Below are 23,220 nucleotides of genomic sequence, written 5' to 3'. Positions count from 1 at the left end.
GGTCATACGCGGCAGAGGATCTCGCCGTGCAGGACGGCGAACCAGCCGTCCTCCTCGGCGCCCCAGGCGCGCCAGGCCCGCGCGATCCGGTCCAGCTCGTCCGGTGTGGCGTGCCCGCCCTCCACCGCGATCCGCGCGTACGAGGAGCCGACCGTACGGTCCGCCCACAGCTCGCTCCACCAGGACCGCTCGTCCGGGGTCCGGTAGCACCAGGTGCCCGCGGTGGTGGTGAGGGCCTCCGGGGCGAAACCGGCCTGACGGGCCCAGGCGTGCAGCCGGCGCCCGGCGTCCGGCTCGCCCCCGTTGGCCCGGGCCACCCGCAGATACAGCCGCAGCCAGTCGTCCATCCCCGCCACCTCCGGATACCAGGTCATCGCCGAGTAGTCCGCATCGCGGACGGCGACGATCCCGCCGGGCCGGGTGACCCGGCGCATCTCGCGCAGCGCCTGGACGGGATCGCCCACGTGCTGGAGTACCTGATGGGCGTGCACCACGCAGAAGGTGTCATCGGGGAAGTCCAGTGCGTGGACATCTCCGACCGTGAAGCGGACATTGCCGAGCCCCCGCCCGGCCGCGGTGGCGCGCGCCTGCTCCAGCACCCCCGGCGCGTGCTCCAGGCCGGTGACCTGCCCGTCCGGGACCAGTGCGGCCAGATCGGCGGTGATGGTGCCGGGGCCGCAGCCGATGTCCAGGATCCGCATGTCCGGCTCGAGGGAATCCAGCAGGTATCCGGCCGAGTTGGCGGCGGTGCGCCAGGTGTGGGAGCGGAGTACGGACTCGTGGTGGCCGTGGGTGTAGACGGCGGACTCCTGCGGCATGGTCGAACTCCTTCGCATGCTTCGGCCTGGAGCTCCCACCGTACGCCTGTATCTCGCATCATGAGAGTGGCATCTCACTATGCGGCAAGTCATTGATCGGCCGGGGGCGGCTCACTCGGGCAGCAGGCGGTAGACGGTCAGCCCCTCCAGCTTCTTCTCCAACGTCAACTCCCCTTTGACGCTGGCGACTTCACCGTCGAACGCCACCGACGCACCATCGGGCAGATCGCCGAGCCGCAGCCGCCGCAGCCGCGCCTCGCCGAGCACCGGCGTGCTGTGCGGGATGCCCATCAGCGCCGCGGCCAGCAGCCGGGTACGGGCCAGCCGGCCGCCGTGCACCACCCGCACATCGAGCACCCCGTCCGCCAGGTCGTGCCGGCGCACCGGCGCGAACCCCAGCCCCCGGTACTGGCAGTTGCCGACGAACAGCAGCCATACCGCCCGCCGCCGGTCATTGATCCGTACGGTCAGCGGCTCGGCGGTGCGCAGCACCTCCCACGCCGCCAGCACCCCGGCCGGCCAGGCGCCGATCCGGCCCGCCCAGCGCTCCCGGATCCGCACCAGCTCCGGATACACCCCGACCGAGAAGGTGTTGAGGAAGTACTGCCCCTGCGGAGCCGGCCCGGTCCGGAAGCGGGCCAGGTCCACCGCCACCGCCTCCCCGGTCTCCACGGCCCGGGCCGCCGCCCCGACGGTCTCGATCCCCAGGTCGTACGCGAAATGGTTCAGGCTCCCGCCCGGCAGCACCGCAAGCGGCAGCCCGTACCGCACCGCGGCCGCCGCCGCGGCATTGACCGAACCGTCCCCGCCGAGCACCCCCAGCGCACCGCCCAGCTCCCGGGCCCGCTCCGCCGCCTCCTCGAGCACCTTCTCCAGCGGCGGCCCCTCCGGCCCGCCGCACTCCCGCACCTCGGCCTGCGGCAGCACCCCCCGCACCTCCTCGGCCCGGTCCGGACGGACGCCGGTCCGCATCCCCGAGCCCTGGTTGGCCACCACGACCAGCCCCCGGCCACCGGGCAGCGCGGGCGCCTCCGCCCGCGGCCGGGCCGGCGGCGCCATCTGGGCACGGGTCGGCGCGATCCCCCGCACCGCGAACGCCGCCCCCGCCCCCAGCACGGCACCCGCCAGCACATCACCCGGATAGTGCACCCCCGTATAGACGCGGGAGAACGCCACCGACGCTGCGACCGGCGCCAGCGCCAGCCCCCACCACTTGTTCTCGAAGGCGACCCCGGTCGTGAAAGCCACCGCCGAGGCGGTGTGCCCCGACGGGAAGGACGAGGTGAACGGCTGGCGGCTCAGCTGCCGCACCACCGGCACCGCGTCCAGCAGCGGACGGGTGCGGCGCACCGAGCGCTTGCCCAGCGTGTTCACCGTCGCCGACGCCACGGCCAGCGAGGCCACCCCGCGCAGTGCGGCCCGGCGCATGGGCCGCCCACCGAGCGCGGCCGCACCCCCCGCAATGCCGAACCACAGCAGCCCGTGATCGGCGCTCCGGGTCAGCCGGGGCAGCACCTTGTGCGCGCCCGGCCACCGGCGGGTGGCGATCAGGGCGAAGGCGCGTCGGTCGAGGTTGCTCAGTAGCGATCGCATGCGGCTCCTGTACCCCGAAGCAGCCGGAACCGTGCTTCCCTTCCCTGATGATCAGGAGACGGCAGGACACCGACCTCGACGCCTGTGTGGCCGTACTGGCCCAGGTGCACACCCACAGCGGCTATCCACACCACTGGCCGGACGACCCGCCGCGCTGGCTGACCCCCGACGGACTGACCGCCGCCTGGGTAGCCGAGGAGGACGGCCGGGTCGTCGGCCATGCGGCGCTGCGCGGAGCCGAGATCAGCCGGCTCTACGTCGCACCCGCCGCGCGCGGCACAGGTCTCGGCGTCCGCCTGCTCCGCACCGCCGAGGACGAGGCCGTGGCCCGCGGGCTGCGCCCCGTACTGGAGGTGCACGCGGCCAACACCGAGGCCGTCGCCCTCTACGACCGGCTGGGCTGGATCCGTCGCGCGACGGAGCGGCAGGACTGGGGGGCGGGCGGCATGGTGACGGTGCATCACTACGAAGCGGTGGCGGGCCCGGTCCATTAGGCCGCTGCTGACGTGTCGCCCCCGGGCGCCACCCCCGCGATCTGCAAAGCTGGCCGGGGCCGCCCATCATCTGATGGGCCCACGATCGACCCGCCGTCGTGGAGTGGAGGTACGGATGCAGCGGACCGCCCCGGATCCGCAGCCGGATCCGCCGGTGGGCCTGCCGGTCCTCCCGGACCTCGCCGCGCACCTCTCCGCGGCCGCCGGCCGCACCGAGGCCGACCCGCCGGGCGGCGCCGCGCCGCTGCGCACCGCCGCCTGCGGCTACTGGGAACGCCGCGGACTGGACACCGCCCCCGGCCATGTCCTCGCCGCGCCCGGCGTGAGCACCCTGCTGCTCGCGCTGTTCGCCGCGGCCGACGGCGCGGTGGTACTGCCGCGGCCCTGCTCCGCGTCGTACGCACCCCCCGCCCGGTTGCTCGGGCGGCCGGTGCACCTCGCGCCCGTCCCGGCGGAATCGGGCGGTATGCCCGATCCGTTCGCGCTGCTGGAGACTGTCCGCCGGGCCCGGATGCACGGCGACAGCCCGCGCGTGCTGGTGCTGTCCGTCGCCGACGACCCGACCGGCACCTGCCCGGCCCCCGAACAGCTGCACGAAGTCTGCGAGGCGGCGGCCGGGGAGGGGATGTGGATCCTCAGCGACGAGACCCGCCGCGATCTGCTGCACGATCCGCACGACACCGTCGTCCTCAGCCCCGCCGAGATGCTGCCCGACGAGGTCGTGGTGCTCACCGACCTGCGGGCCACGCTCGTGCCCGCCTCCTGGCCCGTCGCGCTGGCCCGCTTCCCGGCCACCGACCGGGGCGCTGTCCTGCGGGCCGCCGCGCTGGACGCGCTCACCGCGCTCGGCGCCCCGCTCCCCGGACCGATCGCCTGTGCCGCGACCCATGCGCTCGGTGAGCCCGACGCGGTACGTGAGCGTACGGCCGCCGTCGCCCGGGTCCACGGCACCCTCACCGCGGCGCTCCACCACATCGTCAGCGAGGCCGGCGCCCTCTGCCGCCCGCCGCACTCCGGCAGTCACATCTACGCCGACCTCGAACCGCTGCGCCGCCCCCTGGCCGCCCACGGTGTCGTCGAATCCACCGCGCTGGAAAGGAAGTTGGCGCCCTGGGCGGCGCACGGCGGGTACCGCTTCGGCGACGACCCGGGCGCCCTGCGGGTACGGCTCGGAGCCGAGGCGCTGCTCGGCGCGGACCGGGAGCTGCGGCAACGCGTCCTGGATGCGCCCGATCCGCTGGAACTCCCGCACATCACCGAGGCGTTGACCGCCCTCTCGCGCGCCCTGGCCGCCCTCACGGTATCCGCGGACGGCTGATCCGCCGGCCCCGGTCGCCGGCCGCCGCCCCGACCCGCCCCGAACCGTCCCGGTTCAGTCCACCGAATGGAGCCCCTCGATGACCGAACAGACCGAGCGCTCCCTCACCGGGCAGCCCGCCGACGCCGAGCGGCTTCCCCACCCCGAGACCGGCCGTGCGCCGGTCCTGCCCCACGCCACCCCGCCTCCGCTCGGCGAACCCCGTCCGCTGGGCGAAATCCGCAGCTGGCCCCGGGACTTCACCGATCGGCTGACCGCCCCTCTGCCCGGTGTCCGCGCGCTCGCCCGGATCGCCCGGGACGGCAAGCTGCGTCCGGCCCCCGAAACGCTCCTGGAGATCCAGCAACTGCCCTTCGAACCGGGCCCGATGCCCGCCGCCACCGCCACCACCCTCGCCCTCACCTGGGCAGGACACGCCAGCTGGGTCATCCGGATCGGCGGTCTGACCGTACTGACCGACCCGGTCTGGTCCCGCAAGATCTTCGGCACGCCCGCCAGGGTCACGCCCGTGGGCGTCCGCTGGGAGGACCTGCCGCCCGTCGACGCCGTCGTGATCAGTCACAACCACTACGACCACCTCGACGCGGCCACCCTCAAGCGGCTGCCGCGGCACACTCCGCTGCTGCTGCCCGCCGGACTCGCGGGCTGGGCCCGCCGGCGCGGCTTCACCCACGTCACCGAACTGGACTGGTGGGAGGCGGTGGAACTGCCCGGCCCCGGCGGCCCCGTACGCCTCGACTTCGTCCCCGCCCACCACTGGAGCAAGCGGACGCTGACCGACACCTGCCGTTCCCTGTGGGGCGGCTGGCTGCTCACCGCGCCTGACGGACGGCGGATCCACTTCGCGGGGGACACCGGCTACGGCCACTGGTTCGAGGAGATCGGCCGCCGCTACCCCGGCATCGATCTGGCGCTGCTGCCCATCGGGGCGTACGACCCGCGCTGGATGCTGCGGCCGGTGCACACCGACCCCGAGGAGGCGGTACGGGCCTGCCTGGACCTCGGCGCCCGGGCCCTGGTGCCGATGCACTGGTCGACCTTCCTGCTCTCCGGCGAGCCCCCGCTGGAGCCGCTGCGCCGGGTCCGCGCCGCCTGGGCCACCACCGGCCGTCCCCGCGAGGACCTGTGGGATCTGCCCGTCGGCGCGTCCCGGGTACTGGCCGAGCGCTGACCGACCACGGTCCACCGGAGACCGGGGAGACACCCCCTAGCCTTTCCGGCATGGACCGGTCTACGGAGGAACCCCCACAGCAGCACATACACATACGGGAGATGGCCGCGGCCGATATCGAGGCGGTCTCGGCGGTCCGGGTCCGCGGCTGGCAGGCGGCCTATCGCGGGCTGATGCCGCAGGCGTACCTGGACGGGATGAGCGTGGCGGCGGACGCCGAGCGGCGCCGCTCATGGTTCGGGCGCCGGTCGCCCGAGGTGGTCGACCTCGTGGCGGAGGTGGCCGGTGAGGTGGTCGGCTGGGCCTGTGTCGGGCCGGCCCGGGACCCCGATCTCGCCCCGGGCGCCGAGCAGTTGCCCGCACCCCGCCCGACCAGGGGTGAGCTGCTCGCCCTGTATGTGACACCCGCACTGATCGGCACCGGCGTCGGACGCGCCCTGATGGCCGCGAGTACCGACCGCGCGCGGACGAAGGGCTTCCGTGCGCTGTACCTGTGGGTCGTCCTCGGCAACTCCCGCGCCCGGCGCTTCTACGAGCGGGCCGGCTTTGTGCCGGACGGGGCGGAGGAGACCTACGAGGTGGGCGGCAGCAACGTCCCCGAGGTGCGCTACTGGTGCCCCCTCACACCGGAGGAGCCGGCAGGCCACAACTCGCTTTGACGGACCCGCCGTTGGCGCCGCCAGGACGAGCCCCTGGGGCCCTGACGGGGGTCCGACCACGAGTTGCGCTTCCTGATCTGTAACAGTCCCCGCCGCGAAGAGTCACTTAAACGTTTCTGCATGGTGCCCTTGTGGTGCACTTGGTGGACGTGGGGTCGTCTCATGCGCGGGGGAGCGATGACGCATTCGACTGCATGCCCAGGATGCGGCGGGGGCAGGGTTGCCGGGGCCGCGTTCTGCGGCACCTGCGGTGCGGCCGTGGACGCCGGCGAGCCGGCCGCGACGGTTCCGCTGCCCTTGAGTGCTTCACCAGGTCCTTCGGCGGCCGTGCCGACGGCGTCCACGGTGCCCCGCACCGGAAGTGCCGCCGACCCCCGCACCGCCGTGCCGCGGTGGGGTAACGGCCGGGATGTGACCAGGTATCTGTGCGCGGCCGCATACCTGGACCGCGAGTACGCCAAGTCGCTCATCAAACAGGTCGCCGCCGAACCCCATCTGGGCGTGGCGCCGGCCCCGGCGTGCGACGTCCCTGTGCTGCTCCGGCACGCCTACCTGGCCAACGCCCGCCGCCACGGCCGCGACCTCGTGCTCACCGTCCTGCTCCTGCTGCTCTTCGTCTTCAATTTCTGGGTCGGCAGCTACGAGGTCACCCTGCTGGTGCTGCTCCTCTCCTGGGTGACGGTGCTCTCCTTCGAGCTCTCCACCAAGTACGGCCGCCATCTGCAAAGCCTCCGCCCGGACCGGTTCGACCCCGCGGCCGCTCCTCCGCCGCTCAACAGCGACATCGCGGCGCGTCTGCGCCAGATCGGCGCGTACGCCGACGGAAACACCACCGCGTACAGCGGCTACTCACCGTTCATCGGCTACGGGTCCGAACTCGACTCCTGGTCCCTGACGTTCGACGTCACCACATCGAGCCGACCGGGCGTCACGCCGCAGGACTTCGACGTCACGGATCTGTACACCCATATCGCCGGGCGCCTGGGCACCCTGATCCTGCCCTGTCTGGAAATCGAGGAACGACTCTTCGTCGACGGCTCGGCCCTCCTGGACGACACGCGCTTCCTGCCCGATCCACTGGGCCGGCCCGTCGCCCGGATTCCGTTGGCACAGCTGGATGCGCTGAAACGGAAGCCCGAGGAGGGGGCCCGCCCCTACCTGGCCGTGCACTCCACCGGCTGGCGCGGTGAGTTGGTCACCTCGTTGTTCCTGCGCTTCGTCCGGTCGGACTCCAACCTTTCGGTGGAGGCCGTCCAGACGGTGCTGTTTCCCCTGCTCGACCGCTACCGGGTCATCGACACCCTCATGCCCCGCCCGTCCGTGCGCGAGCTCGTCAAGCTCTGTTCGGAGACGCTGATCAGCACCGTGTTCGTCCTGCTGGCCTCGCCGGTGCGCGCGGTCGCGGGGTTCGCCCCGGACTATGGGATGTCCTGGCGCCTGCGCCGTCAGCACAAGTTGATCAGCAGGCTGCGCAGGTTCGACTACGGGGCGCGGCAGAGCGTACGCCGCCAGGCCGCGGCCACACAGCATCAGCGCTACTTCCAGAAGGCCGACAGCGGGATGGTCCTGAAGACGGTCGAGAAGCGGGCCCTGGACGCCCTCGTCGAATTCGCCGAGGCGCGCGACATCGACGTGGGCGAACTGATCCAGCGTCAGGAAATGATCATCAACAACGGCATCATCGCGGCCCACGGAGCGAAGGTCGAAGCCAGCTCCGTCGCCTCCGGCGAGAAGGCCCGGATCTCGGTGAGCATGCTCAACAAGATCCCGCTGCTGAACGTGGACTGAGAACCGAGAGGGATGAGGAACCGGAATGCGGAGTAACGACGGGATCATCGCGACGGGCGGCTCGAACGTCGTGGGCAACGCGGTCGCCAGCGGCCGGAACGCGAAGGCCGAGGTACGGGACAGCGGGCTGACCCGGTCCGACGGCGGGCGGCAACGGTCGCCCCAGGAGATCGGGGATCTGCTCGCCCGGCTGATCGAGGAGCTCGGCCGGTCCGATCACCCCGACCGCGCCGATCTGATCGAGGCCGCGGAGGATGCGCGCGAGGAGCTCGCCGCGGAGACGCCGCGCAAGGGCAAGCTGAAGTTGTTCGCCAGGGCGCTCGTGGGCGCGGTGCCGGGGTTCACCGCGCTGGCTTCCCTGGCGGTGTCGATCGAAGAGGCCATCCGCGGCCTGTAGCCGGCCCTCACGCGAGGGCCCGGATGAGGGCACAAGGAACGTCGGGGGAGATGACCATGCCATCCTGCATTCACTGCGGTGCGCGCTTCGATGATGCCGGCGCGGCCCGCTGCCCGAGGTGCGGAATGCCGCACGAGGGCGGTGTGGATGGCACCGGTCAGCCCGCCGGGGCCACCGGGTACGGCTATGTCCGCGTGGGGTCCACCATCCTCCCGCAGTGGTTGCTGTGGCTGGTGGCGGCTCTGGTCGCGGTGGGCGGTGTGACCGCGTATGTGCTGCTCAACTCGTCATCCGGGTCTTCGGAGCAGGCGGTCGAGGTCGTTCGGTCGGCCGACCCGTCCCTGGGCTCGTACACCTCGTCCGCACCGCCGACCGATATCTACTCCGCACCGCCGACCGACTTCTCTTCCCCCTCCCCGCCGGAGACCACGCCGCCCGCCGACGACGCGAGCGCGATCGTGCGGGAGTTCTATCAGGACATCAGCAACCGGGACTTCACGGCGGCCTGGGAGCTCGGTGGCAAGAACATCGGCGGCACCTCCTACTCGGCGTGGGTGGCGGGCTTCGACACGACGGTGAGCATCTCGCTCAACGCGGTGAACAACGAGAGCCCCGGGGAGGTCAGCGCCGTCCTCCACGCGACCCAGAGCGATGGCTCGGTGAAGGTGTACCGGGGGACGTACACGGTGTCCGACGGTGTGATCGTCAGCGCCGACATCACAGAGGGATGACCGTCCGCGGGCCGTGCTTTCCCCTCGGCAGACGCCAGGTTCCGGGTCACTACCTCTAGGTGTCGTCCGCGCGTCCGGCCGGGCGGAGGCGGCGCCGGACGGCCGGTGCAGCGCTGATCAGCAGCGCCAGCCCGACCGCCATCGCCACCCCCTGCCACGGCTTGCTGAACAGCGAACCGCTCAGCAGCCCGATCAGCTGATACATCGCCGCCCAGGCGAGACACGCCGGCAGATCGCCCCGCACGAACCGCCGCAGCGGCATCGCCGAGAGCAGACACGCCACCATGACCGGGATCCGCCCGGCCGGCACCAGCCGCGACAGCACCAGGACCAGGACCCCGTGCTCGCGCAGCTTGTGCTGGGCCAGCGCCAGCCGCTCCGGCGCGGCGCGGGCGCGCAGCCGGGACAGCCGGCGGGAACCGTTACGGGAGTGGGTGCCGCGCCGTCCCAGCCAGTACAGCCCCACATCGCCCAGGAACGCGGCGCACGACGCCACCACGAAGACGAGCAGCAGCGAGAACGGCGCGGTGTGATGGAACGCGACCACCGCCGCCGAACTGACCAGCGCCCCGGTCGGTACCACCGGCACCAGCGACCCCAGCACCACCAGCAGGAACAGCGTGGGATAGCCCACCGCCTGCTGTGTCGACTCCGGCGGCACACCGCGCATCAGGTCACTCAGGGCACCGGCGAACGGCAGCGCGCCCACGCCGGTCGTCGCGGCCGCCACAGCCGTCCCCGGCATCGCGCTCACCGCCCGGTCTCCGGCCGCACCGACTCTCCGTGCGCCAGCTGATGCACCATCACCTCCGGTGCCATCAGGGCGACTTGGCGCGCGAACTCCTGGCCCGGCGCATGGAACTCATGCGGGCGTACGGCATCCATACCGATCGGCCAGTACGTGCCGTAATGCACCGGGACCACACTGGACGGTGCCAGTCGCGCCGCCGCCTGGGCCGCCCGCCGCGCGTCCAGATGGCCGGGCCCGAGGAACGGACCCCAGCCGCCCACCGGCAGCAGCGCCACCTCGCACGGCCCGACCTCCTCCGCCAGCTCCTCGAACAGACTGGTGTCACCCGCGAAGTACGTGCGCACCGCGCCGTGCACCACATAGCCGAGCGCGGGCACCCGACGCGGTCCGTACGGCAGGCGGCGCCCGTCGTGCGCCGCCCGCACCGCACGTACCGTCACCGCACCGGCCCGGCACTCCTCGCCCGCCCGCAGCTCGGTGACCCGCAGCCCCCGCTCCGCGGCCACCCTGCGCAGCGCCGGGACCGCGGCCGGTGCCCCGCGCGGCACCACCAGCCGGGTCCCCGGCGCGAGCCGGGCCAGCGACGCGGGGTGCAGATGGTCGGCGTGCAGATGCGAGACCAGGACGAGATCGGCGCGCGCGGCCTCCGGTGGCGGCAGCGCACCCCGCCGGCGCCGCAGATGGGCCAGCCGGCGCACGAACAGCGGGTCGGTCAGCACCCGGACCCCGGAGTCCTCGACCGTCACGGTGGCATGCCCCCACCAGGTGACCTCCATCCTCCGATCTTCCACCATCGGGCCCGTGTACGGCTCCTGGGTGCGGCCCGCCCGTACCGGGCGCACGTCGTCCACCAGGCGCTTGTGACAGGCTTGGTGGCAGGCCCGCGCGGCTGGGGCGCGGTCCGGAGCGTGAGGTGGGACGGCGTGCGGATGCCGCGGTGGAAATCGCTGAGCGGCGCCCTGTTCCGGGTGCTGGCGGTCTGGCTGGTGTCCACCCTCACCCTGCTCGCGCTGGCCGCCCTGCTGCCCGACTTCCGGCTCCAGGACGCCGGCGGTGACAGCCTCACCCGCACCGCCTTCACCGCCGCCCTGGGCGCCGGCGCCTTCGGCCTGCTCAGCGCCCTGGTGTGGCCGGTGCTGGTCAGGGCACTGCTGCTGGTGCCCGCGCTGGTACTCGGTCTGCTGGTCTTCTTCCTCAACGGCTCACTGCTGCTGCTCGCCCTCGATCTGATCCCGGAGGGGCGCGGCCAGGCCGCGCCGGAGACCGCGGTGATCGTCGCGGCCGCGATGTCCGCGGCCTCCTCCGCCACCTCCGGCTTCCTGGCCGTACGCAATGACGAGGCCTACCACCGCCGGCTGGTGCGGCTCGCCGGGCGCCGCCGCGGCCGCCGGGCCCGCGCCCTGCCCGCTCCGGCCGGCCCGGGTACGGTCTTCCTCCAGCTCGACGGCCTGGGCCACGATCTGCTGCGCGAGGCCACCCGCGGCGCACGGCCGCTGATGCCCACCGTCGCCCGCTGGACCCGCACCAGCCACCGCCTCACCCCCTGGCACACCGACTGGTCCAGCCAGACCGGCGCCAGCCAGCTCGCCCTCCTGCACGGCAGCAACGAGGACCTGCCCGCCTTCCGCTGGTACGAGAAGGACACCGGCACCCTGCTCGTCAGCAACCGGCCCAGCAGCGCCGCCGAACTCCAGCGCCGGGCCGTCGAGCGCACCGGCAACGGCGGGCTGCTCGCCCACGACGGAGCCAGCCGCGGCAATCTCTTCAGCGGCGGCGCCGACCAGGTCGCCCTGGTGATGTCGGTGGCCGCCCGGCGCGGCCGGTTCAACCGCTCCCGGGCCGGCTACTTCGCGTACTTCTCCGACCCGGCCAACGCCACCCGCACCGCGGTCTCCTTCGTCGCCGAGGTCGTCCGCGAGATCGTCCAGTCGCTGCGTGCCCGCTTCCGCCACGAGCTGCCACGGATCAGGCGCGCCGGCCTCTACCCCGTCATCAGGGCCTTCGCCACCGTCGTCGAACGCGATGTGGTGGTCGCCGCCGTCATCGGCGACATGCTCGCCGGCCGCACCGCCGTCTACGCCGACCTCGTCGGCTACGACGAGGTGGCCCACCACTCCGGGCCCGCGCACCGCGACACCCACCAGGTCCTGCGCAGCCTCGACCGGGCCGTTGCGCTGATCGCCAGGGCCGCCCGGCACGCCCCGCGCCCGTACCGCATCGTGGTGCTCTCCGACCATGGCCAGAGCCACGGCCCGACGTTCCTGGAGCGCTACGGGCTGAGCCTGGGTGATCTCGTACGCGCCGGGTGCGGGCTCCCGGTGCCGCGCCGCGCCGGACGGACCCCGAGCGGTGCGGAGGCCCGGCAGGCCGCGCGGGCCGCCCTGCACCGCCCGGAGGAGCCGGAGGGCCCGGAGCGGGAGGAGGGGCGGGAGGTGCCGGAGGGGCGGGACGGGCCGGGGCCGCCCCGCCCGGGCCCCCTTGTGCTGGCCTCCGGAAATCTCGGCCTGGTGTCCTTCCCCGAGGTGCCGGGACGGATCACCCGGGAGGAGCTGGACCGGCGGTACCCCGCCCTGCTCGGCACCCTCGCCAACCACCCCGGCATCGGCTTTCTGCTGGTCCGCTCCGCCGTGCACGGCCCGGTCGTCCTCGGCCCTGCCGGTGCCGAGCACCACCTCGGCACCGGCCGCGTCATCGGCAGCGACCCGCTGGCGCCCTTCGGCCCGGACGCGGCCGCGGCCGTACGCCGTACCGACCGCTTCCCGCACACCGCCGACCTCATGATCAACTCGGCGTTCGACCCGGCGACCGGCACGGTGCACGCCTTCGAGGAGCAGATCGGCTCACACGGCGGCATGGGCGGCGCCCAGAGCCGCCCCTTCCTCCTCTGGCCCGTCGAGCTGACCCCGCCGGCCCCGGACGGCGAGCCGCTGACCGGCGCCGAAGCGGTGCACCGGGTGCTGCGGCGCTGGCTGCGCGAGGCCGACGGCCCCCAACTCCCCGTCGGACCCGGTACGGACGACGTACGGCGCAGCGCACCCGCCCCCGAAGGTTTTCCTCCGCCACACCGCACCCCACCGCACAATTGCCGCTGATTTTGGCGCGGGCCGCCGATCATCGAACATGAGCAGGCTCGGTAATCCCGGGTGTAGAGCGCGCGACGAGAGGCCCACCACGCCATGAACGACCGGCACACCCGCCGCTTCGGACTGGGAACCGCCACCTGCCTAGTGATGGGCAACATCATCGGTGGCGGCATCTTTCTGCTGCCGGCTTCGGTGGCCCCCTTCGGCACCGTCAGCCTGGTCGCCCTCGGCGTACTGACCATCGGTGCCATCGCCCTCGCGCTGGTCTTCGGCCGGCTCGCCGAACGCCACCCGGACACCGGCGGCCCCTACGTCTACGCCCGCGAGGCGTTCGGCGACTTCGCCGGCTTCCTCTCCGCCTGGTCGTACTGGACCATGACCTGGGTCAGCAACGCCGCGCTCGCGGTCGCCGCGGTCGGCTATGTGCATGTCCTCGTCCCCGGCCACGCCTCCCGCGGTACCGATCTCGCGGTCGCGCTCGGCGCCCTCTGGCTCCCGGCCCTCGCCAACCTCGCCGGCACCCGCTACGTGGGCGCCGTCCAACTGGTCTCCACCGTCCTGAAGTTCGTCCCGCTCCTCTTCATCGCGGTGGTCGGCCTCTTCTTCTTCGACCCCGCCAACCTCGGCTCGTTCAACGCCGGGCACGGCAGCGCACTGGGCGGCATGTCGGCCGCCGCCGCGATCCTCCTCTACTCCTACGTCGGGGTGGAGTCCGCCGCGATGAGCGCGGGCGAGGTCCGCGACCCGGAGCGGAACGTCGGCCGGGCCACCGTCCTGGGCACCCTCGGCGCCGCGTTCGTCTACCTCCTGGGCACCCTCGCCGTCTTCGGCACCGTTGCGCACGACAAGCTGGTCAAGTCCGAGGCCCCGTTCTCGGACGCGGTGAACGCGATGTTCGGCGGCCACTGGGGCGGCACGCTGATCGCCGGCGCGGCGGTGGTCTCGATCATCGGCGCCCTCAACGGCTGGACCCTGATGAGCGCCCAGTCCCCGTACGCCGCCGCCAAGGACGGTCTGTTCCCGGCGCGGTTCCTGACCAAGCGCCGCGGGGTCCCCACCTTCGGCGTGCTGGCCGCCGGCGTCCTCGCCAGTGCCCTGACCGTCATCAACTACTTCATCGGCAGCGGCGGCGTCTTCGAGATTCTCGTCCTGATCACCACCTTCTCCGCCACCGTGCCCTACCTCCTCGCCGCCGGCGCCCAGATCTACTTCCTGCTCACCGGCCGCCGCGACAAGGTCCGCCCGGCCCGCTTCGCCCGCGATCTGACCCTCGCCCTGGCCGCCTTCGGCTTCACCTTCTGGCTCGTCGCCGGCGCCGGCTACGCCGCGATCTACCAAGGCGTGCTGTTCCTGTTCGCCGGCATCCTCGTCTACGCCTGGATGGCCGCCCGCCGCGAGGCCCAGCAGACCTCCCCGGAAACCCCGGCCACCCCCAGCCCCCACGACGAACCGGCTCCCGAACCGGCTACCGAACCGGTCCCCTGACCCACTCCCGCACCGACTCACCGGCCGATGCGCCCCGGTGCAGGGGCACACGCCGCTTCCCGCCCCTGCACCTCACCAACGCCACATACACCCCCAAACCACCCTGGTGCACCACCAGAAACGCCAACGCCTTCCCCGGCGACAGCACCAGGAACAACGCACAGAGGTAGAGCGTGAGGTGCGCCAGCAGCAGCACCGCCTCCGTCCCCCAGGCCTTCAGCGTGGGAGAACGCAGCGCCCTCACCCCCGCCATCCGCAGCTCGCACCCCTCCAGCACACCACCAGCGGCAGCGGACGGCGCCACCGCGCCCCACGGACGTTCACCTGACACCGGGTGTCCGTATCCGCGACCGGGCCCACCCACCAGCCGTACGACATCCCCACGCCGAGGTTGACCACGAGCCGCCCGCCGAACCCGTACGGCCGCCGCCCGCGCAACGCCCGCCACCGCGCCCCCTCCCGGACGACCAGCGCCAACTGCCCGGACACCAGCGCCCAGCCCCCGGCCACCACCGGCTGCCACCAGCTGTCCCCGAGCGCGAAGAACACCACCCACCCCACGACGAACGCCGCCCCCACCAACAACAGCCGCACGCCGTAGAAACCAGGCCACCGCGGCCGTACCAACCCCGCCACCGACGCCGCTACCGACGGCGTCACTGACGCCGTCGTCGACGCGTCGCCCGGCCCACCGTCCGGACCAGCACCCGCCACACCCGTCCTCATAAACCCGAGTCTCCCGACCACCCCCACCCCCCAACAGCCGACCCACCCCCGCACCACCCGGGGGCCCACCGGCCCCAAGAGGTGGGGCTGCCTCCACCCCACACCGGGAGTCCGCTGTGTTACTCAACCTTGGTTTCTTGTCGCGACTTCGTGGGCTCGTGTGCCAGGAAGAAGGCTTGCATCCAGTAGGCATCAAGCGAGAGTTCGTGGCTGTATGACTGGTCCAGGTGTCAACGCAATACTCTTCACCGACCTTGAAAGCGAGGAGCAAGCGAGCACCCGGAGCCATGACCCGGTGGCACTCGGCGCACACCGTTGGCAGCAGCTCGGCCGGTGTGCGGACTGTTGAGTACCGGGCGACGATGCCGTCGAGGCCCCGGCACCGTGACTGCAGGCGATTCGGTCTGCGTGCGACGGTTCGGTGCTGTGAGTCTCAAGTTGACTGAACCGCCGGGCAGTTGCTTCGACCGAAGGAGATGAAGCCGCGGCGGGTGGACGAGCTGTCCGCACGGCTGCTGGAGATCATTTACGGGACAGCCCTCAGCCAGTCTCCTCGTCCCGCCCGAAAATGGTTGCCGAACTCCCGGTCGCCCCTCACCTGCGGATTTGAGTGAGTGTCAGTGGCTGGTGCCACCCTGTCCCAGTCCAGCTCTGTCAGACGGGAGTGCGGCGTTGCCCAAGAAGAAGAACCGAAGGAAGCCTCAGCGGAAGCAGTTGCCCCGAACCAAGCCTGTGGCCCTCTACCACGATATGGCGGTATATGAAAACTTTGAGCGCTGCGCACCCAGAATTTTTGAGGTTATCCATAAAGCCCAGGAAACCTCGCCGAACGCCCCTCGCATCCTCTATTTCGATGTGCAAGGGCATCGAAATAGCGAGAATGGGTACGATCGCGACTCATGGGAGATGATCAGGCATTTCCTTCCCGAGGTGGCACTCCCCTATCTGGTGGAGTTACATACTCCAATGTACACCGCGAAAAATCCTCACCGGCAGGACAATAGAGTACCTGACGAAATGCGCATTGGGTATCCGGAAGGTGAGGGGAAGGACTTTTGGTACGACATTGATTCTCTCCCCTTGCGTACGCGAGAGACGGAGGCGGGCGGCAGAAAGACGTACCCATCGAAGAAAGCCATCATGGACTACCTAGGGATTGCTGAAGAGTGCCTGATCTGCTGGGGTTCGCCAGTCGAGCGAGCGCACGTTGTCCCAGCCTCACTGGGGGGATCGATGGATGTCCGAAACTTCGCCCTGCTCTGTGTAGACCACCATAAGCAGGCGCCAGATATAGCGGATGCCGAGGCGTTCTGGGCGTGGATTGATTATGCAGAGATGCGGGATTCGGGCAGCAAATGGTCGCGTGCCCCCGAAGAAGTGAAGCTCTGGGTAAAGGCTAGTGGCGGCAGGACGGAGCCAGTTGACCGCGGCGAGATGGAATTTCTGACTGCCGTGCAGTTCGAGCTGCGGCACCTGTACGGGTGGTCGGATGAGGATTTCGCCGCAGTCTCTTGGGTGTTTATGGAGGAATACCATCGCGTGCTGGACAGGGCGACTGGGCGACATTTCGCTGTCGAAAAGAAGGTGTCCACGCATGCATGGGCCTACCATGTGGCCAAAATGAGGCTTTCTGGACGGTAGCCGATGTGGTGGGTGGAGCGGGTTGGCCGGTGGCCTGCCAGGTCGGGAGACGAGCCAGTGACTTCGGTGCAGGTCTCCCGTGACCTGCACCGAAGACCTGCGCTCCACCCCTCGCCATTACCTCCCGCGTAATCGCCCCCCACCCCGTTCCCCGGCAGGCTGAGGGCAGCGGTTCACGGGCCGGCGCACTCCGGTCCGTGGGCCGGCTTTTCGGGAGAAGTCGGTGTCCGTTGGGCGGATATGAGGAGGAGTGGGCATGACGCAGGACGAGCGGTATGTGGCGGCGGTGGCGCGGTACTTCGAGGCGTGGAATGCGACGGGGGAGGAGGAGATCGGGAAGGCGGTGGCTGCGGCGTTCGACGAGGGGGCGACGTATACCGACCCGTTGGCGGATGTCGCGGGGCATGAGGGGCTGGCGGCCGTGATTGCCGGGGCGCATGCGCAGTTCCCGGGGTTTGTGTTCCGGCCGTTGGGGGGCGTGGACGGGCACCACGACATTGCGCGGTTCGGGTGGGAGCTGGTCAGCGTGGCCGACGGGGCGGCGCCGGTGGCCGGGTTCGATGTGGTGCGGCTGGGGGAGGACGGGCGGATCCGGTCCGTGGCCGGGTTCCTGGACCGGGTTCCGGCTGCGGAGTAGCGCGCTCTCCGGGCGTCGAAGTCCCGTTAGAGAGCCACTTGTTGGAGGAAGGTGGCCGTTTCCGGGTCGGCGGGGAGGAAGGTCTCCAGGGCCAGTTCGGAGACGGTCACGTCCATCGGGGTGTTGAACGTGGCGATGGTGGAGATGAAGGAGAGCACCGTGTTGTCATGCTCGATGATCATGGGCAGGGCGAACGGGGCGTGGTCGGAGCCGGCGGCCCGCTCGTGCCCGCCCGGGGGGAGGGGGTAGCCGCTCACCTCGTCGTAGAGGGCGCGCAGGGGTGCGGAGCGCATGAGTGCCAGCTGGCGGTCCATCTGGGCCAGGAGGTGGGCGCGCCATTCGAGGTAGTTGCGGATGCGGGGCGCCAGGCCCTCAGGGTGCATGGTGATCCGCATGGCGTTCAGCGGCGGGCGGAGGAGGGACGGGGCGACGCCCGCCAGCAGCATGGTGATACCGCGGTTCGCCGCCTGCACGTTGTACACGCCGTCCACCACCAGCGCGGGGAACGGCTCATAGCCGGTCAGCAGCCTTTCCATGCCGGAGCGCAGGGCGTCCATGGCGGGGTCGTCCAGGGGCGTCTCGGGGAACGTGGGGGCGTAGCCGGCCGCGATCAGCAGGGCGTTGCGCTCACGTACGGGGACGTCGAGGTGTTCGGCGAGGCGGAGCACCATCTCCTGGCTCGGGCGGGAGCGGCCGGTCTCGATGAAGCTGATGTGCCGGGCGGAGGAGTCGGCCCGCAGCGCCAGTTCCAGCTGGCTGATCCGGCGTCGGTCGCGCCACTCACGCAACAGCGCGCCCACGCCCGTGGTCGTCTCCGGTGAGGGCGTGGCAGCAGTCGTCATGGGTGGGACGGTAGCCGATACGGGGTGCGGCATACGATCGAGATAGCGGGGCGTGGTGGGGTTGCCGGTGTTGTCGGTGGTATCGGTGTTATTGGTGGGGTGAGTGGACAGCGGAGGCCGGCGGGAGCCGACGGAAGCGCACGGCGGACGGCGAGAGGTGAGGGACATGAACGCTCGGTTGGAAGCGCTCGGCGATACGGAGATCGAGGAGCGGCTTGCGGAGCTGCCCGGCTGGTCGGTGGAGGGCGGGCAGCTCCGCCGCAGTTACACCTTTCACGGGCATCTGCCCGCGGCCGTGATGGCCCTTCACATCGCCCAGATCCAGGAGGATCTGAACCACCACGCCGATCTGACGCTGGGCTACAACCGACTCGGCGTCGCGGTGAACACCCACAGCATCGGCGGCCGGATCACCCACCTCGACTTCGGTCTCGCCCGTCGTATCGAGGAGATCGCGCCGGCCCACGGCGCCGGCTGACCGTCGGCGGGCGTCAGTCGCCCGAGCGCGGCTTCACCACCCGCCCCGCGCGCGCCAGCTCGACATTGAACTGGGCGCCGGACAGCAGCGACAGATGCGAGAACCAGAGCCAGATCAGGAACACCACGGGCCCGGCGAGTGAGCCGTAGAGCCGGTTGAAGGTGCCGACGTACGAGGCGTAGAGGGCGAAGGCCGCGGAGGAGACCAGCCACAGGAACACCGCGACCACTCCGCCGGGGCCCGCCCGTCGCAGCCCGCGGGAGCTGGGCGGTCCGGAGCGGAACAACACCATCGCCAGTACCGTGGCCAGGAGCACCAGCAGCGGCCACTTCATCAGGTTCCAGGTCGCCTCGCCGGCCTCTCCCAGCCCGACCGCCCGGCCTGCCCAGGCCGCGATCGGCCCGCTCACCAGCAGGGCCACCGCGCTGCTGATCAGCAGCGCCATCAGCAGCAGCGCCGTCACCAGGATCCGGGGCGCCTTCCGCCACGGCGGGCGGTCGTCCTTCGTACGGTGCATGGAGTGCAGGGCCCGGCGGAACACCGCCAGATAGCTGCACGACGACCACAGCGCGCTGACCAGGGCGCCGCCCACCACCACCCAGGCGGCGGTGCGCTGATGCGCCATGGTGACCAGCGCCCGGTGGACGGTCGGGCCCGACTCCGCCGGCGCGATCGCACTGATCTGGTTGATCAGTTGCTCGGTGGCCGCCGGGTCGGCGAGACCGATCAGCGACACCGTGACGATCAGCGACGGCAGCAGCGCCAGCACCGAGTAGTACGTCAGGCTCGCGGCCCAGTCCGTCACATCGTCGTGCCACACGGAGAGCGGGGTACGGCGCAGCGCGGTGCGGCACTGGGCCCAGGTCGGCCGGCCGGGCGGCCGCCGCGGCCCGGCCGCACCGAGCGCACGGTCCAGCAGCGTCCGGTCCAGCCCACGGCGCATACCGCTGTCGCCCATGTCGTATCCGTCCTCTCCGTCGTTACGTCCTGCATCATCTCCCGGCGCGAGGACCGTCCACGCCACGGCCGCCGACGAGCGCGAGGGCACGAGGGCGGGCCACCGCCTCGCCCGGCTACACCAGCCCGCGCGCCTGCTGGAACCGCAGCAGCCCCTCCGTCAGGTCCACCAGGGGCTCCGGGTAGTCGCAGGCGGCGCGCTCCGGCCCGGTCAGCCGCCACGGCCGGTGCACCGCCGCGCCCGCGATCCCGGCCAGCTCCGGAACCCAGCGGCGCACATATTCACCCTCCGGGTCGAACCTGCGGGCCTGGACGAGCGGATTCAGCACGCGGTGGGGGCGGGTATCGGTGCCGGTGCCCGCCACCCACTGCCAGTTGAGCTGGTTGTTGGCGAGGTCGCCGTCCACCAGCAGATCCAGGAAATACCGGGCCCCGATCCGCCAGTCCACATACAGCGTCTTGGTCAGAAAGCTCGCCACCAGCATCCGGGCCCGGTTGGGCATCCACCCTTCGTGCCGCAGCTGTCGCATCGCCGCATCGACCACCGGATAGCCGGTGCGGCCCTCCTGCCACGCCGTCACCTCGGCGCTGTCGTACCGCCAGTGGTCGCCCCGGGAGCGGTAGTCCTGCCATGCCGCCCCGGGGCGGGCGGCCAGTACCTGGTGGTGGAAGTCCCGCCAGGCCAGCTGCCGTACGAAGGCCTCGGCGCCGGCGTCCGCACGCTGGGCGGCCCTGTGCACCAGTTCCACCGGCGAGAGGCAGCCGAAGTGCAGATACGGTGACAGCCGCGAGGTGGTGTCGCCGGCCAGATCGTCCTGCCCGTCCCGGGGGCCGGCCCGCGCCGATCGCTGCCAGGCCCCGAACCGGCGGCGTCCGACGCGCTCGCCACCCTCAGGCAGCGCGGGTGACGGCCTCCCGCCCGGGCAGAGGACCGCCGCCGACGGCGGGGCTTCGGACCGCACCTCCTCCGGCACCGGTACCGACCGCGGCGCGGCCGCCACCGGCCGCAGGCCCTCGGCCCGCCAGCGCCGGAAGTAGGGCGTGAAGACCGCGAAGTGGTCCCTGCCCGGCCCGGACGGCAGCACCGCTCCCGGCGGCACCGCCGTGATCACCGCGTCGTGCACCACCAGGGCCCGTCCCTCGCCGGCGAGTGCGGCGGCCAGCCGCCGCTCCCTGCGCAGCGCATAGCCGCTCACCCCGGCCGCGAGATGCACCTCCCCGGCTCCGCTCTCCGCCGCCACCCGGCAGGCCTCGGCGACCACATCGCCCGTACGGACGACCAGCCGACCGCCGCGTTGACGCAGCCCCGCGTCGAGATCCGCCAGCGCATCGTCCAGGAACGCGGCCCGGTTGGGCACCATGAACCCGGCGTCCACCACGCCCCGGTCGACGACGAACAGCGGCACCACGCGCCGCGCCGAGCGCAGCGCGGCTCCCAGCACCGGCTGGTCGTGGAGCCGGAGGTCGGAGCTGAACAGACAGACCGCGACATCCATGACATACATCTACACCGAAGGCGTAACCCCGCGAACCGCCGCCCACCGGCGCCCCGCCCCTCACGCGAAGGGCAGCCCCCGCCACGGCGAGGACGGGTCCTGGGTGAGGACCCGGTGGAGGTGCAGGGTCTCCGCGTACGGCTGCCCGAACCAGCCGTTGTCGAAGGCCAGCCCCCGGCCCAGTGCATAGCCCGCGGCGAACTCCTCCCACGAGCCGTACGCGTCCCGGGCCCGCGCGCCGATCTGGGTGACCGCCTGCTCGGCCTGCTGGGGCGCGCACAGCCGGGCGCCCAGGCCCCAGCGGACGAGGGTGACGGCGTGCGCGTAGTCCAGTGCGAGGAGGGAGACCACCTGGCCTTCGGGCGGCAGCAGTCCGTCCGCGCGGAAGCGCTCCTCGTACTTGGCGACGAGATCCGGGAGTTCCGGCGGCTCGGTGCCGGTCCCGGAATCCGCCGGGTTTCCGCGGGCCGCCCGGGCGCGCAGCGCCGCCTCCGTGTCGGCGGGTACGAACTGCCCGCCGAGCAGCTGGTCCAGGCGCTGCTGCCAGCTGACGGGGTCGGTCACCGACCACTGTTCACGCAGCGTCCGGGCGTCCGCGGCATGGTCGAGGAAGGCCGTACCGAGCTCGTTCCACGGCACGCTGTGGTGCACCGCGAGCGGCGCACCACACGCCAGCCCCTGGGCGACCGGGCCGTGCAGCGGGCCGCCGAAGTGGGTGACGAGCAGCCCGCCGGGCCGCGCCCCCACCTGGGCGCGGATCCGCAGCCAGCCGGTGCGCCGGTCCGGGGAGGCGGACAGATACGCGGCACACGGCGTGCCGGGATTGACGGCGAGCTTCCACTTGTCGTTCGGCCAGTCCTGCGCCAGCTCCTCCAGGGAGACCCGGTCGAAGAACTGCTGCGGCTGCCACGGCGGCAGCATGCCGCGCGTCAGGACGGGAATGCACTTACCGCCCGCCGTCGGGTCGTCGTAGACGGGCAGCGGGTCCTGACCCTGCTGCGGCGCCGCCAGATACAGGTCCTCACCGGCGATCGCCGCGACCTGTCCGTCCACGTCACCACGCGCCGTCGCTTCGCACAGCCGCCGCTCGGTATCCGTCGGCGGCATCCATCCTGGAGTAGCCACGGGCCAAAACCCTACGGTCACCAGGGCTTCGGCCGGAAGCTGGGGTTGCCGGGCCGGCAACGGCGGTTGCACCGGCCCGGCCCGTAACGGAGGCTCGATGCCATGAGCGATCACGACCGGCCCGGCGCCGGGCCGCACCCGGCGCCCCTCGAAGGCGGGCAGATCGACTGGGCGGTGCTCGGCACCCTGCTCGAACGGGCCGCCGAGCTGCACACCCCGCTCTACGACCAGGTCACCGCCTGGCTGCGGGAACTGCTCACCGGCACGAGCGGCGCCGGGCCGGACGGAGTGCGCCGGGTGCTGGACATCGGCAGCGGTCCGGGCGTGGTCAGCGCGCTGCTGGCGCGCGCCTTCCCGTCCGCCGAGGTGGTCGCGGTGGATACGAGCGAGGCGCTGCTGGAACGGGCCCGCGCCCGGGCCGGCCGGCTGGGCCTCGGCGACCGGATCCGCACCCATACCGCCGCGGTGCCGGAAGGGCTCGACGCCCTCGGCGGCGCCGATCTCATCTGGTCGAGCAGGGCGTTGCACCACGTCGGCGACCAGCGTGCCGCGGTCGCCGCGCTCGCCGCCCATCTGCGGCCCGGCGGACTGCTGGCCATCGCCGAGGGCGGCCTCAGCCCGCGGTATCTGCCGCGCGACATCGGCCTCGGCCGCCCGGGGCTCCAGTCCCGGCTCGACGCGGCCGGGGAGGAGTGGTTCAGCGAGCTGCGTGCGGCGCTGCCGGACGCCGCCGCCGAGATCGAGGACTGGCCCGCCTTCCTCGCCGACGCCGGTCTGCGCACCCCGCGTACCCGCAGCTTCCTGCTGGATCTGCCGGCCCCGCTGTCCGCCGACGGCCGGGCCCATGTGCAGGCCGAACTCGCCTGCGCCGACGACACCTACGGCCACCGACTGGCCCAGGACGACCGCACCACGCTCGCCCGCCTCACCGACCCGGACGATGCGGCCGGGGTGGTCCGCCGGTCCGATGTGTTCGTACTGGCGGTCCGTACGGTGCACACGGCCTGCGCGCCGTAGCAAGCGCCCTGGG

The 23,220-nt window shown here is 72.1% G+C and carries 23 protein-coding genes; 14 read left to right on the top strand and 9 right to left on the bottom strand.

Annotated elements, in window-relative coordinates:
• Positions 1-2: 2 nt before the first annotated feature.
• Complete coding sequence (locus tag ACZ55A_RS08475) at positions 3-818, bottom strand: class I SAM-dependent methyltransferase (RefSeq protein WP_468836125.1); 816 nt, start codon at positions 816-818, stop codon at positions 3-5.
• Between the two features lie 111 nt (positions 819-929).
• Positions 930-2,411, bottom strand: a complete 1,482-nt coding sequence (locus ACZ55A_RS08470) for a phosphatase PAP2 family protein (RefSeq protein WP_468836122.1) — start codon at positions 2,409-2,411, stop codon at positions 930-932.
• 47 nt (positions 2,412-2,458) lie between these two features.
• Here ACZ55A_RS08470 and ACZ55A_RS08465 point away from each other — a divergent pair, with 47 nt between their 5' ends.
• From ACZ55A_RS08465 to ACZ55A_RS08435, 7 genes are all read left to right on the top strand, one after another.
• On the top strand, positions 2,459-2,905 hold the full coding sequence (locus tag ACZ55A_RS08465) for a GNAT family N-acetyltransferase (protein ID WP_468836119.1): 447 nt from the start codon (positions 2,459-2,461) through the stop codon (positions 2,903-2,905).
• A gap of 115 nt (positions 2,906-3,020) precedes the next feature.
• Positions 3,021-4,223 carry an aminotransferase class I/II-fold pyridoxal phosphate-dependent enzyme gene (locus tag ACZ55A_RS08460; RefSeq protein WP_468836116.1) on the top strand — a complete coding sequence of 401 codons (1,203 nt, stop codon included), beginning with the start codon at positions 3,021-3,023 and terminating at the stop codon, positions 4,221-4,223.
• A 79-nt stretch (positions 4,224-4,302) separates the two neighbouring features.
• Complete coding sequence (locus ACZ55A_RS08455; protein WP_468836113.1) at positions 4,303-5,394, top strand: MBL fold metallo-hydrolase; 1,092 nt, start codon at positions 4,303-4,305, stop codon at positions 5,392-5,394.
• A gap of 101 nt (positions 5,395-5,495) precedes the next feature.
• Complete coding sequence (locus ACZ55A_RS08450) at positions 5,496-6,053, top strand: GNAT family N-acetyltransferase (protein ID WP_468836630.1); 558 nt, start codon at positions 5,496-5,498, stop codon at positions 6,051-6,053.
• A gap of 411 nt (positions 6,054-6,464) precedes the next feature.
• Positions 6,465-7,841, top strand: a complete 1,377-nt coding sequence (locus tag ACZ55A_RS08445) for a zinc ribbon domain-containing protein (protein ID WP_468836111.1) — start codon at positions 6,465-6,467, stop codon at positions 7,839-7,841.
• 25 nt (positions 7,842-7,866) lie between these two features.
• Positions 7,867-8,238, top strand: a complete 372-nt coding sequence (locus ACZ55A_RS08440; protein ID WP_468836108.1) for a hypothetical protein — start codon at positions 7,867-7,869, stop codon at positions 8,236-8,238.
• Positions 8,239-8,363: 125 nt separating this feature from the next.
• Positions 8,364-8,969, top strand: coding sequence for a hypothetical protein (locus ACZ55A_RS08435; protein ID WP_468836105.1), 606 nt, complete (start codon positions 8,364-8,366; stop codon positions 8,967-8,969).
• 55 nt (positions 8,970-9,024) lie between these two features.
• Here the strand turns inward: ACZ55A_RS08435 and ACZ55A_RS08430 are convergent, their stop codons facing one another.
• A complete protein-coding gene (locus ACZ55A_RS08430) occupies positions 9,025-9,639 on the bottom strand; it encodes a DedA family protein (RefSeq protein WP_468836628.1) in 615 nt (204 codons plus the stop codon).
• 80 nt (positions 9,640-9,719) lie between these two features.
• Positions 9,720-10,496 (bottom strand): MBL fold metallo-hydrolase, encoded by a 777-nt coding sequence (locus ACZ55A_RS08425; RefSeq protein ID WP_468836626.1) that lies wholly within the window; start codon positions 10,494-10,496, stop codon positions 9,720-9,722.
• Between the two features lie 153 nt (positions 10,497-10,649).
• Here ACZ55A_RS08425 and ACZ55A_RS08420 point away from each other — a divergent pair, with 153 nt between their 5' ends.
• Both ACZ55A_RS08420 and ACZ55A_RS08415 read left to right on the top strand, forming a co-directional pair.
• On the top strand, positions 10,650-12,812 hold the full coding sequence (locus ACZ55A_RS08420) for a phage holin family protein (protein ID WP_468836624.1): 2,163 nt from the start codon (positions 10,650-10,652) through the stop codon (positions 12,810-12,812).
• Positions 12,813-12,896: 84 nt separating this feature from the next.
• Positions 12,897-14,288, top strand: a complete 1,392-nt coding sequence (locus ACZ55A_RS08415; RefSeq protein WP_468836103.1) for an amino acid permease — start codon at positions 12,897-12,899, stop codon at positions 14,286-14,288.
• Here ACZ55A_RS08415 and ACZ55A_RS08410 read toward each other — a convergent pair.
• Positions 14,269-14,619: a hypothetical protein gene (locus ACZ55A_RS08410; RefSeq protein ID WP_468836100.1), complete on the bottom strand. Its 351-nt coding sequence runs from the start codon at positions 14,617-14,619 to the stop codon at positions 14,269-14,271. The two genes, ACZ55A_RS08415 and ACZ55A_RS08410, sit on opposite strands and share 20 nt — an antisense overlap.
• A gap of 3 nt (positions 14,620-14,622) precedes the next feature.
• On the opposite strand from ACZ55A_RS08410, the gene ACZ55A_RS08405 reads away from it, so the two are divergent.
• The 3 genes from ACZ55A_RS08405 (at position 14,623) to ACZ55A_RS08395 (ending at position 17,292) form a co-directional block, all read left to right on the top strand.
• Positions 14,623-14,889 (top strand): hypothetical protein, encoded by a 267-nt coding sequence (locus tag ACZ55A_RS08405; protein ID WP_468836098.1) that lies wholly within the window; start codon positions 14,623-14,625, stop codon positions 14,887-14,889.
• 797 nt (positions 14,890-15,686) lie between these two features.
• Positions 15,687-16,655, top strand: a complete 969-nt coding sequence (locus tag ACZ55A_RS08400; protein ID WP_468836095.1) for a hypothetical protein — start codon at positions 15,687-15,689, stop codon at positions 16,653-16,655.
• Positions 16,656-16,911: 256 nt separating this feature from the next.
• Positions 16,912-17,292, top strand: a complete 381-nt coding sequence (locus ACZ55A_RS08395) for a nuclear transport factor 2 family protein (protein WP_468836092.1) — start codon at positions 16,912-16,914, stop codon at positions 17,290-17,292.
• 26 nt (positions 17,293-17,318) lie between these two features.
• On the opposite strand, the gene ACZ55A_RS08390 is transcribed toward ACZ55A_RS08395, so the two are convergent.
• Complete coding sequence (locus ACZ55A_RS08390) at positions 17,319-18,134, bottom strand: helix-turn-helix domain-containing protein (protein WP_468836090.1); 816 nt, start codon at positions 18,132-18,134, stop codon at positions 17,319-17,321.
• A 166-nt stretch (positions 18,135-18,300) separates the two neighbouring features.
• On the opposite strand from ACZ55A_RS08390, the gene ACZ55A_RS08385 reads away from it, so the two are divergent.
• Positions 18,301-18,612 (top strand): 4a-hydroxytetrahydrobiopterin dehydratase, encoded by a 312-nt coding sequence (locus tag ACZ55A_RS08385; RefSeq protein WP_468836088.1) that lies wholly within the window; start codon positions 18,301-18,303, stop codon positions 18,610-18,612.
• Positions 18,613-18,625: 13 nt separating this feature from the next.
• On the opposite strand, the gene ACZ55A_RS08380 is transcribed toward ACZ55A_RS08385, so the two are convergent.
• The 3 genes from ACZ55A_RS08380 to ACZ55A_RS08370 all read right to left on the bottom strand — a co-directional run bounded on the left by ACZ55A_RS08380 (position 18,626) and on the right by ACZ55A_RS08370 (position 22,172).
• Entirely contained in the window at positions 18,626-19,570 is a 945-nt protein-coding gene (locus ACZ55A_RS08380) for a YihY/virulence factor BrkB family protein (protein ID WP_468836086.1), read from the bottom strand.
• Positions 19,571-19,685: 115 nt separating this feature from the next.
• Entirely contained in the window at positions 19,686-21,065 is a 1,380-nt protein-coding gene (locus ACZ55A_RS08375; protein ID WP_468836084.1) for a cryptochrome/photolyase family protein, read from the bottom strand.
• 60 nt (positions 21,066-21,125) lie between these two features.
• On the bottom strand, positions 21,126-22,172 hold the full coding sequence (locus tag ACZ55A_RS08370) for a DUF1266 domain-containing protein (RefSeq protein ID WP_468836082.1): 1,047 nt from the start codon (positions 22,170-22,172) through the stop codon (positions 21,126-21,128).
• Positions 22,173-22,292: 120 nt separating this feature from the next.
• On the opposite strand from ACZ55A_RS08370, the gene ACZ55A_RS08365 reads away from it, so the two are divergent.
• On the top strand, positions 22,293-23,207 hold the full coding sequence (locus ACZ55A_RS08365; protein ID WP_468836080.1) for a class I SAM-dependent methyltransferase: 915 nt from the start codon (positions 22,293-22,295) through the stop codon (positions 23,205-23,207).
• The last annotated feature ends 13 nt before the right edge of the window (positions 23,208-23,220 follow it).

The sequence above is a fragment of the Streptomyces sp. NPDC034111 genome (assembly GCF_055575375.1).
Note: the sequence above shows the minus strand (reverse complement) of the source record. Positions and strands in the feature narration are given on the sequence as shown.

Bases quoted from the DNA above. Each gene is read 5' to 3' on its own strand.
- ACZ55A_RS08475 (WP_468836125.1), bottom strand. From the start codon at position 818: ATGCCGCAGGAGTCCGCCGTCTACACCCACGGCCACCACGAGTCCGTA.
- ACZ55A_RS08470 (WP_468836122.1), bottom strand. From the start codon at position 2,411: ATGCGATCGCTACTGAGCAACCTCGACCGACGCGCCTTCGCCCTGATC.
- ACZ55A_RS08465 (WP_468836119.1), top strand. From the start codon at position 2,459: ATGATCAGGAGACGGCAGGACACCGACCTCGACGCCTGTGTGGCCGTA.
- ACZ55A_RS08460 (WP_468836116.1), top strand. From the start codon at position 3,021: ATGCAGCGGACCGCCCCGGATCCGCAGCCGGATCCGCCGGTGGGCCTG.
- ACZ55A_RS08455 (WP_468836113.1), top strand. From the start codon at position 4,303: ATGACCGAACAGACCGAGCGCTCCCTCACCGGGCAGCCCGCCGACGCC.
- ACZ55A_RS08450 (WP_468836630.1), top strand. From the start codon at position 5,496: ATGGCCGCGGCCGATATCGAGGCGGTCTCGGCGGTCCGGGTCCGCGGC.
- ACZ55A_RS08440 (WP_468836108.1), top strand. From the start codon at position 7,867: ATGCGGAGTAACGACGGGATCATCGCGACGGGCGGCTCGAACGTCGTG.
- ACZ55A_RS08435 (WP_468836105.1), top strand. From the start codon at position 8,364: ATGCCGCACGAGGGCGGTGTGGATGGCACCGGTCAGCCCGCCGGGGCC.
- ACZ55A_RS08430 (WP_468836628.1), bottom strand. From the start codon at position 9,639: ATGCGCGGTGTGCCGCCGGAGTCGACACAGCAGGCGGTGGGCTATCCC.
- ACZ55A_RS08425 (WP_468836626.1), bottom strand. From the start codon at position 10,496: ATGGAGGTCACCTGGTGGGGGCATGCCACCGTGACGGTCGAGGACTCC.
- ACZ55A_RS08420 (WP_468836624.1), top strand. From the start codon at position 10,650: ATGCCGCGGTGGAAATCGCTGAGCGGCGCCCTGTTCCGGGTGCTGGCG.
- ACZ55A_RS08415 (WP_468836103.1), top strand. From the start codon at position 12,897: ATGAACGACCGGCACACCCGCCGCTTCGGACTGGGAACCGCCACCTGC.
- ACZ55A_RS08395 (WP_468836092.1), top strand. From the start codon at position 16,912: ATGACGCAGGACGAGCGGTATGTGGCGGCGGTGGCGCGGTACTTCGAG.
- ACZ55A_RS08390 (WP_468836090.1), bottom strand. From the start codon at position 18,134: ATGACGACTGCTGCCACGCCCTCACCGGAGACGACCACGGGCGTGGGC.
- ACZ55A_RS08385 (WP_468836088.1), top strand. From the start codon at position 18,301: ATGAACGCTCGGTTGGAAGCGCTCGGCGATACGGAGATCGAGGAGCGG.
- ACZ55A_RS08380 (WP_468836086.1), bottom strand. From the start codon at position 19,570: ATGGGCGACAGCGGTATGCGCCGTGGGCTGGACCGGACGCTGCTGGAC.
- ACZ55A_RS08375 (WP_468836084.1), bottom strand. From the start codon at position 21,065: ATGGATGTCGCGGTCTGTCTGTTCAGCTCCGACCTCCGGCTCCACGAC.
- ACZ55A_RS08370 (WP_468836082.1), bottom strand. From the start codon at position 22,172: ATGCCGCCGACGGATACCGAGCGGCGGCTGTGCGAAGCGACGGCGCGT.
- ACZ55A_RS08365 (WP_468836080.1), top strand. From the start codon at position 22,293: ATGAGCGATCACGACCGGCCCGGCGCCGGGCCGCACCCGGCGCCCCTC.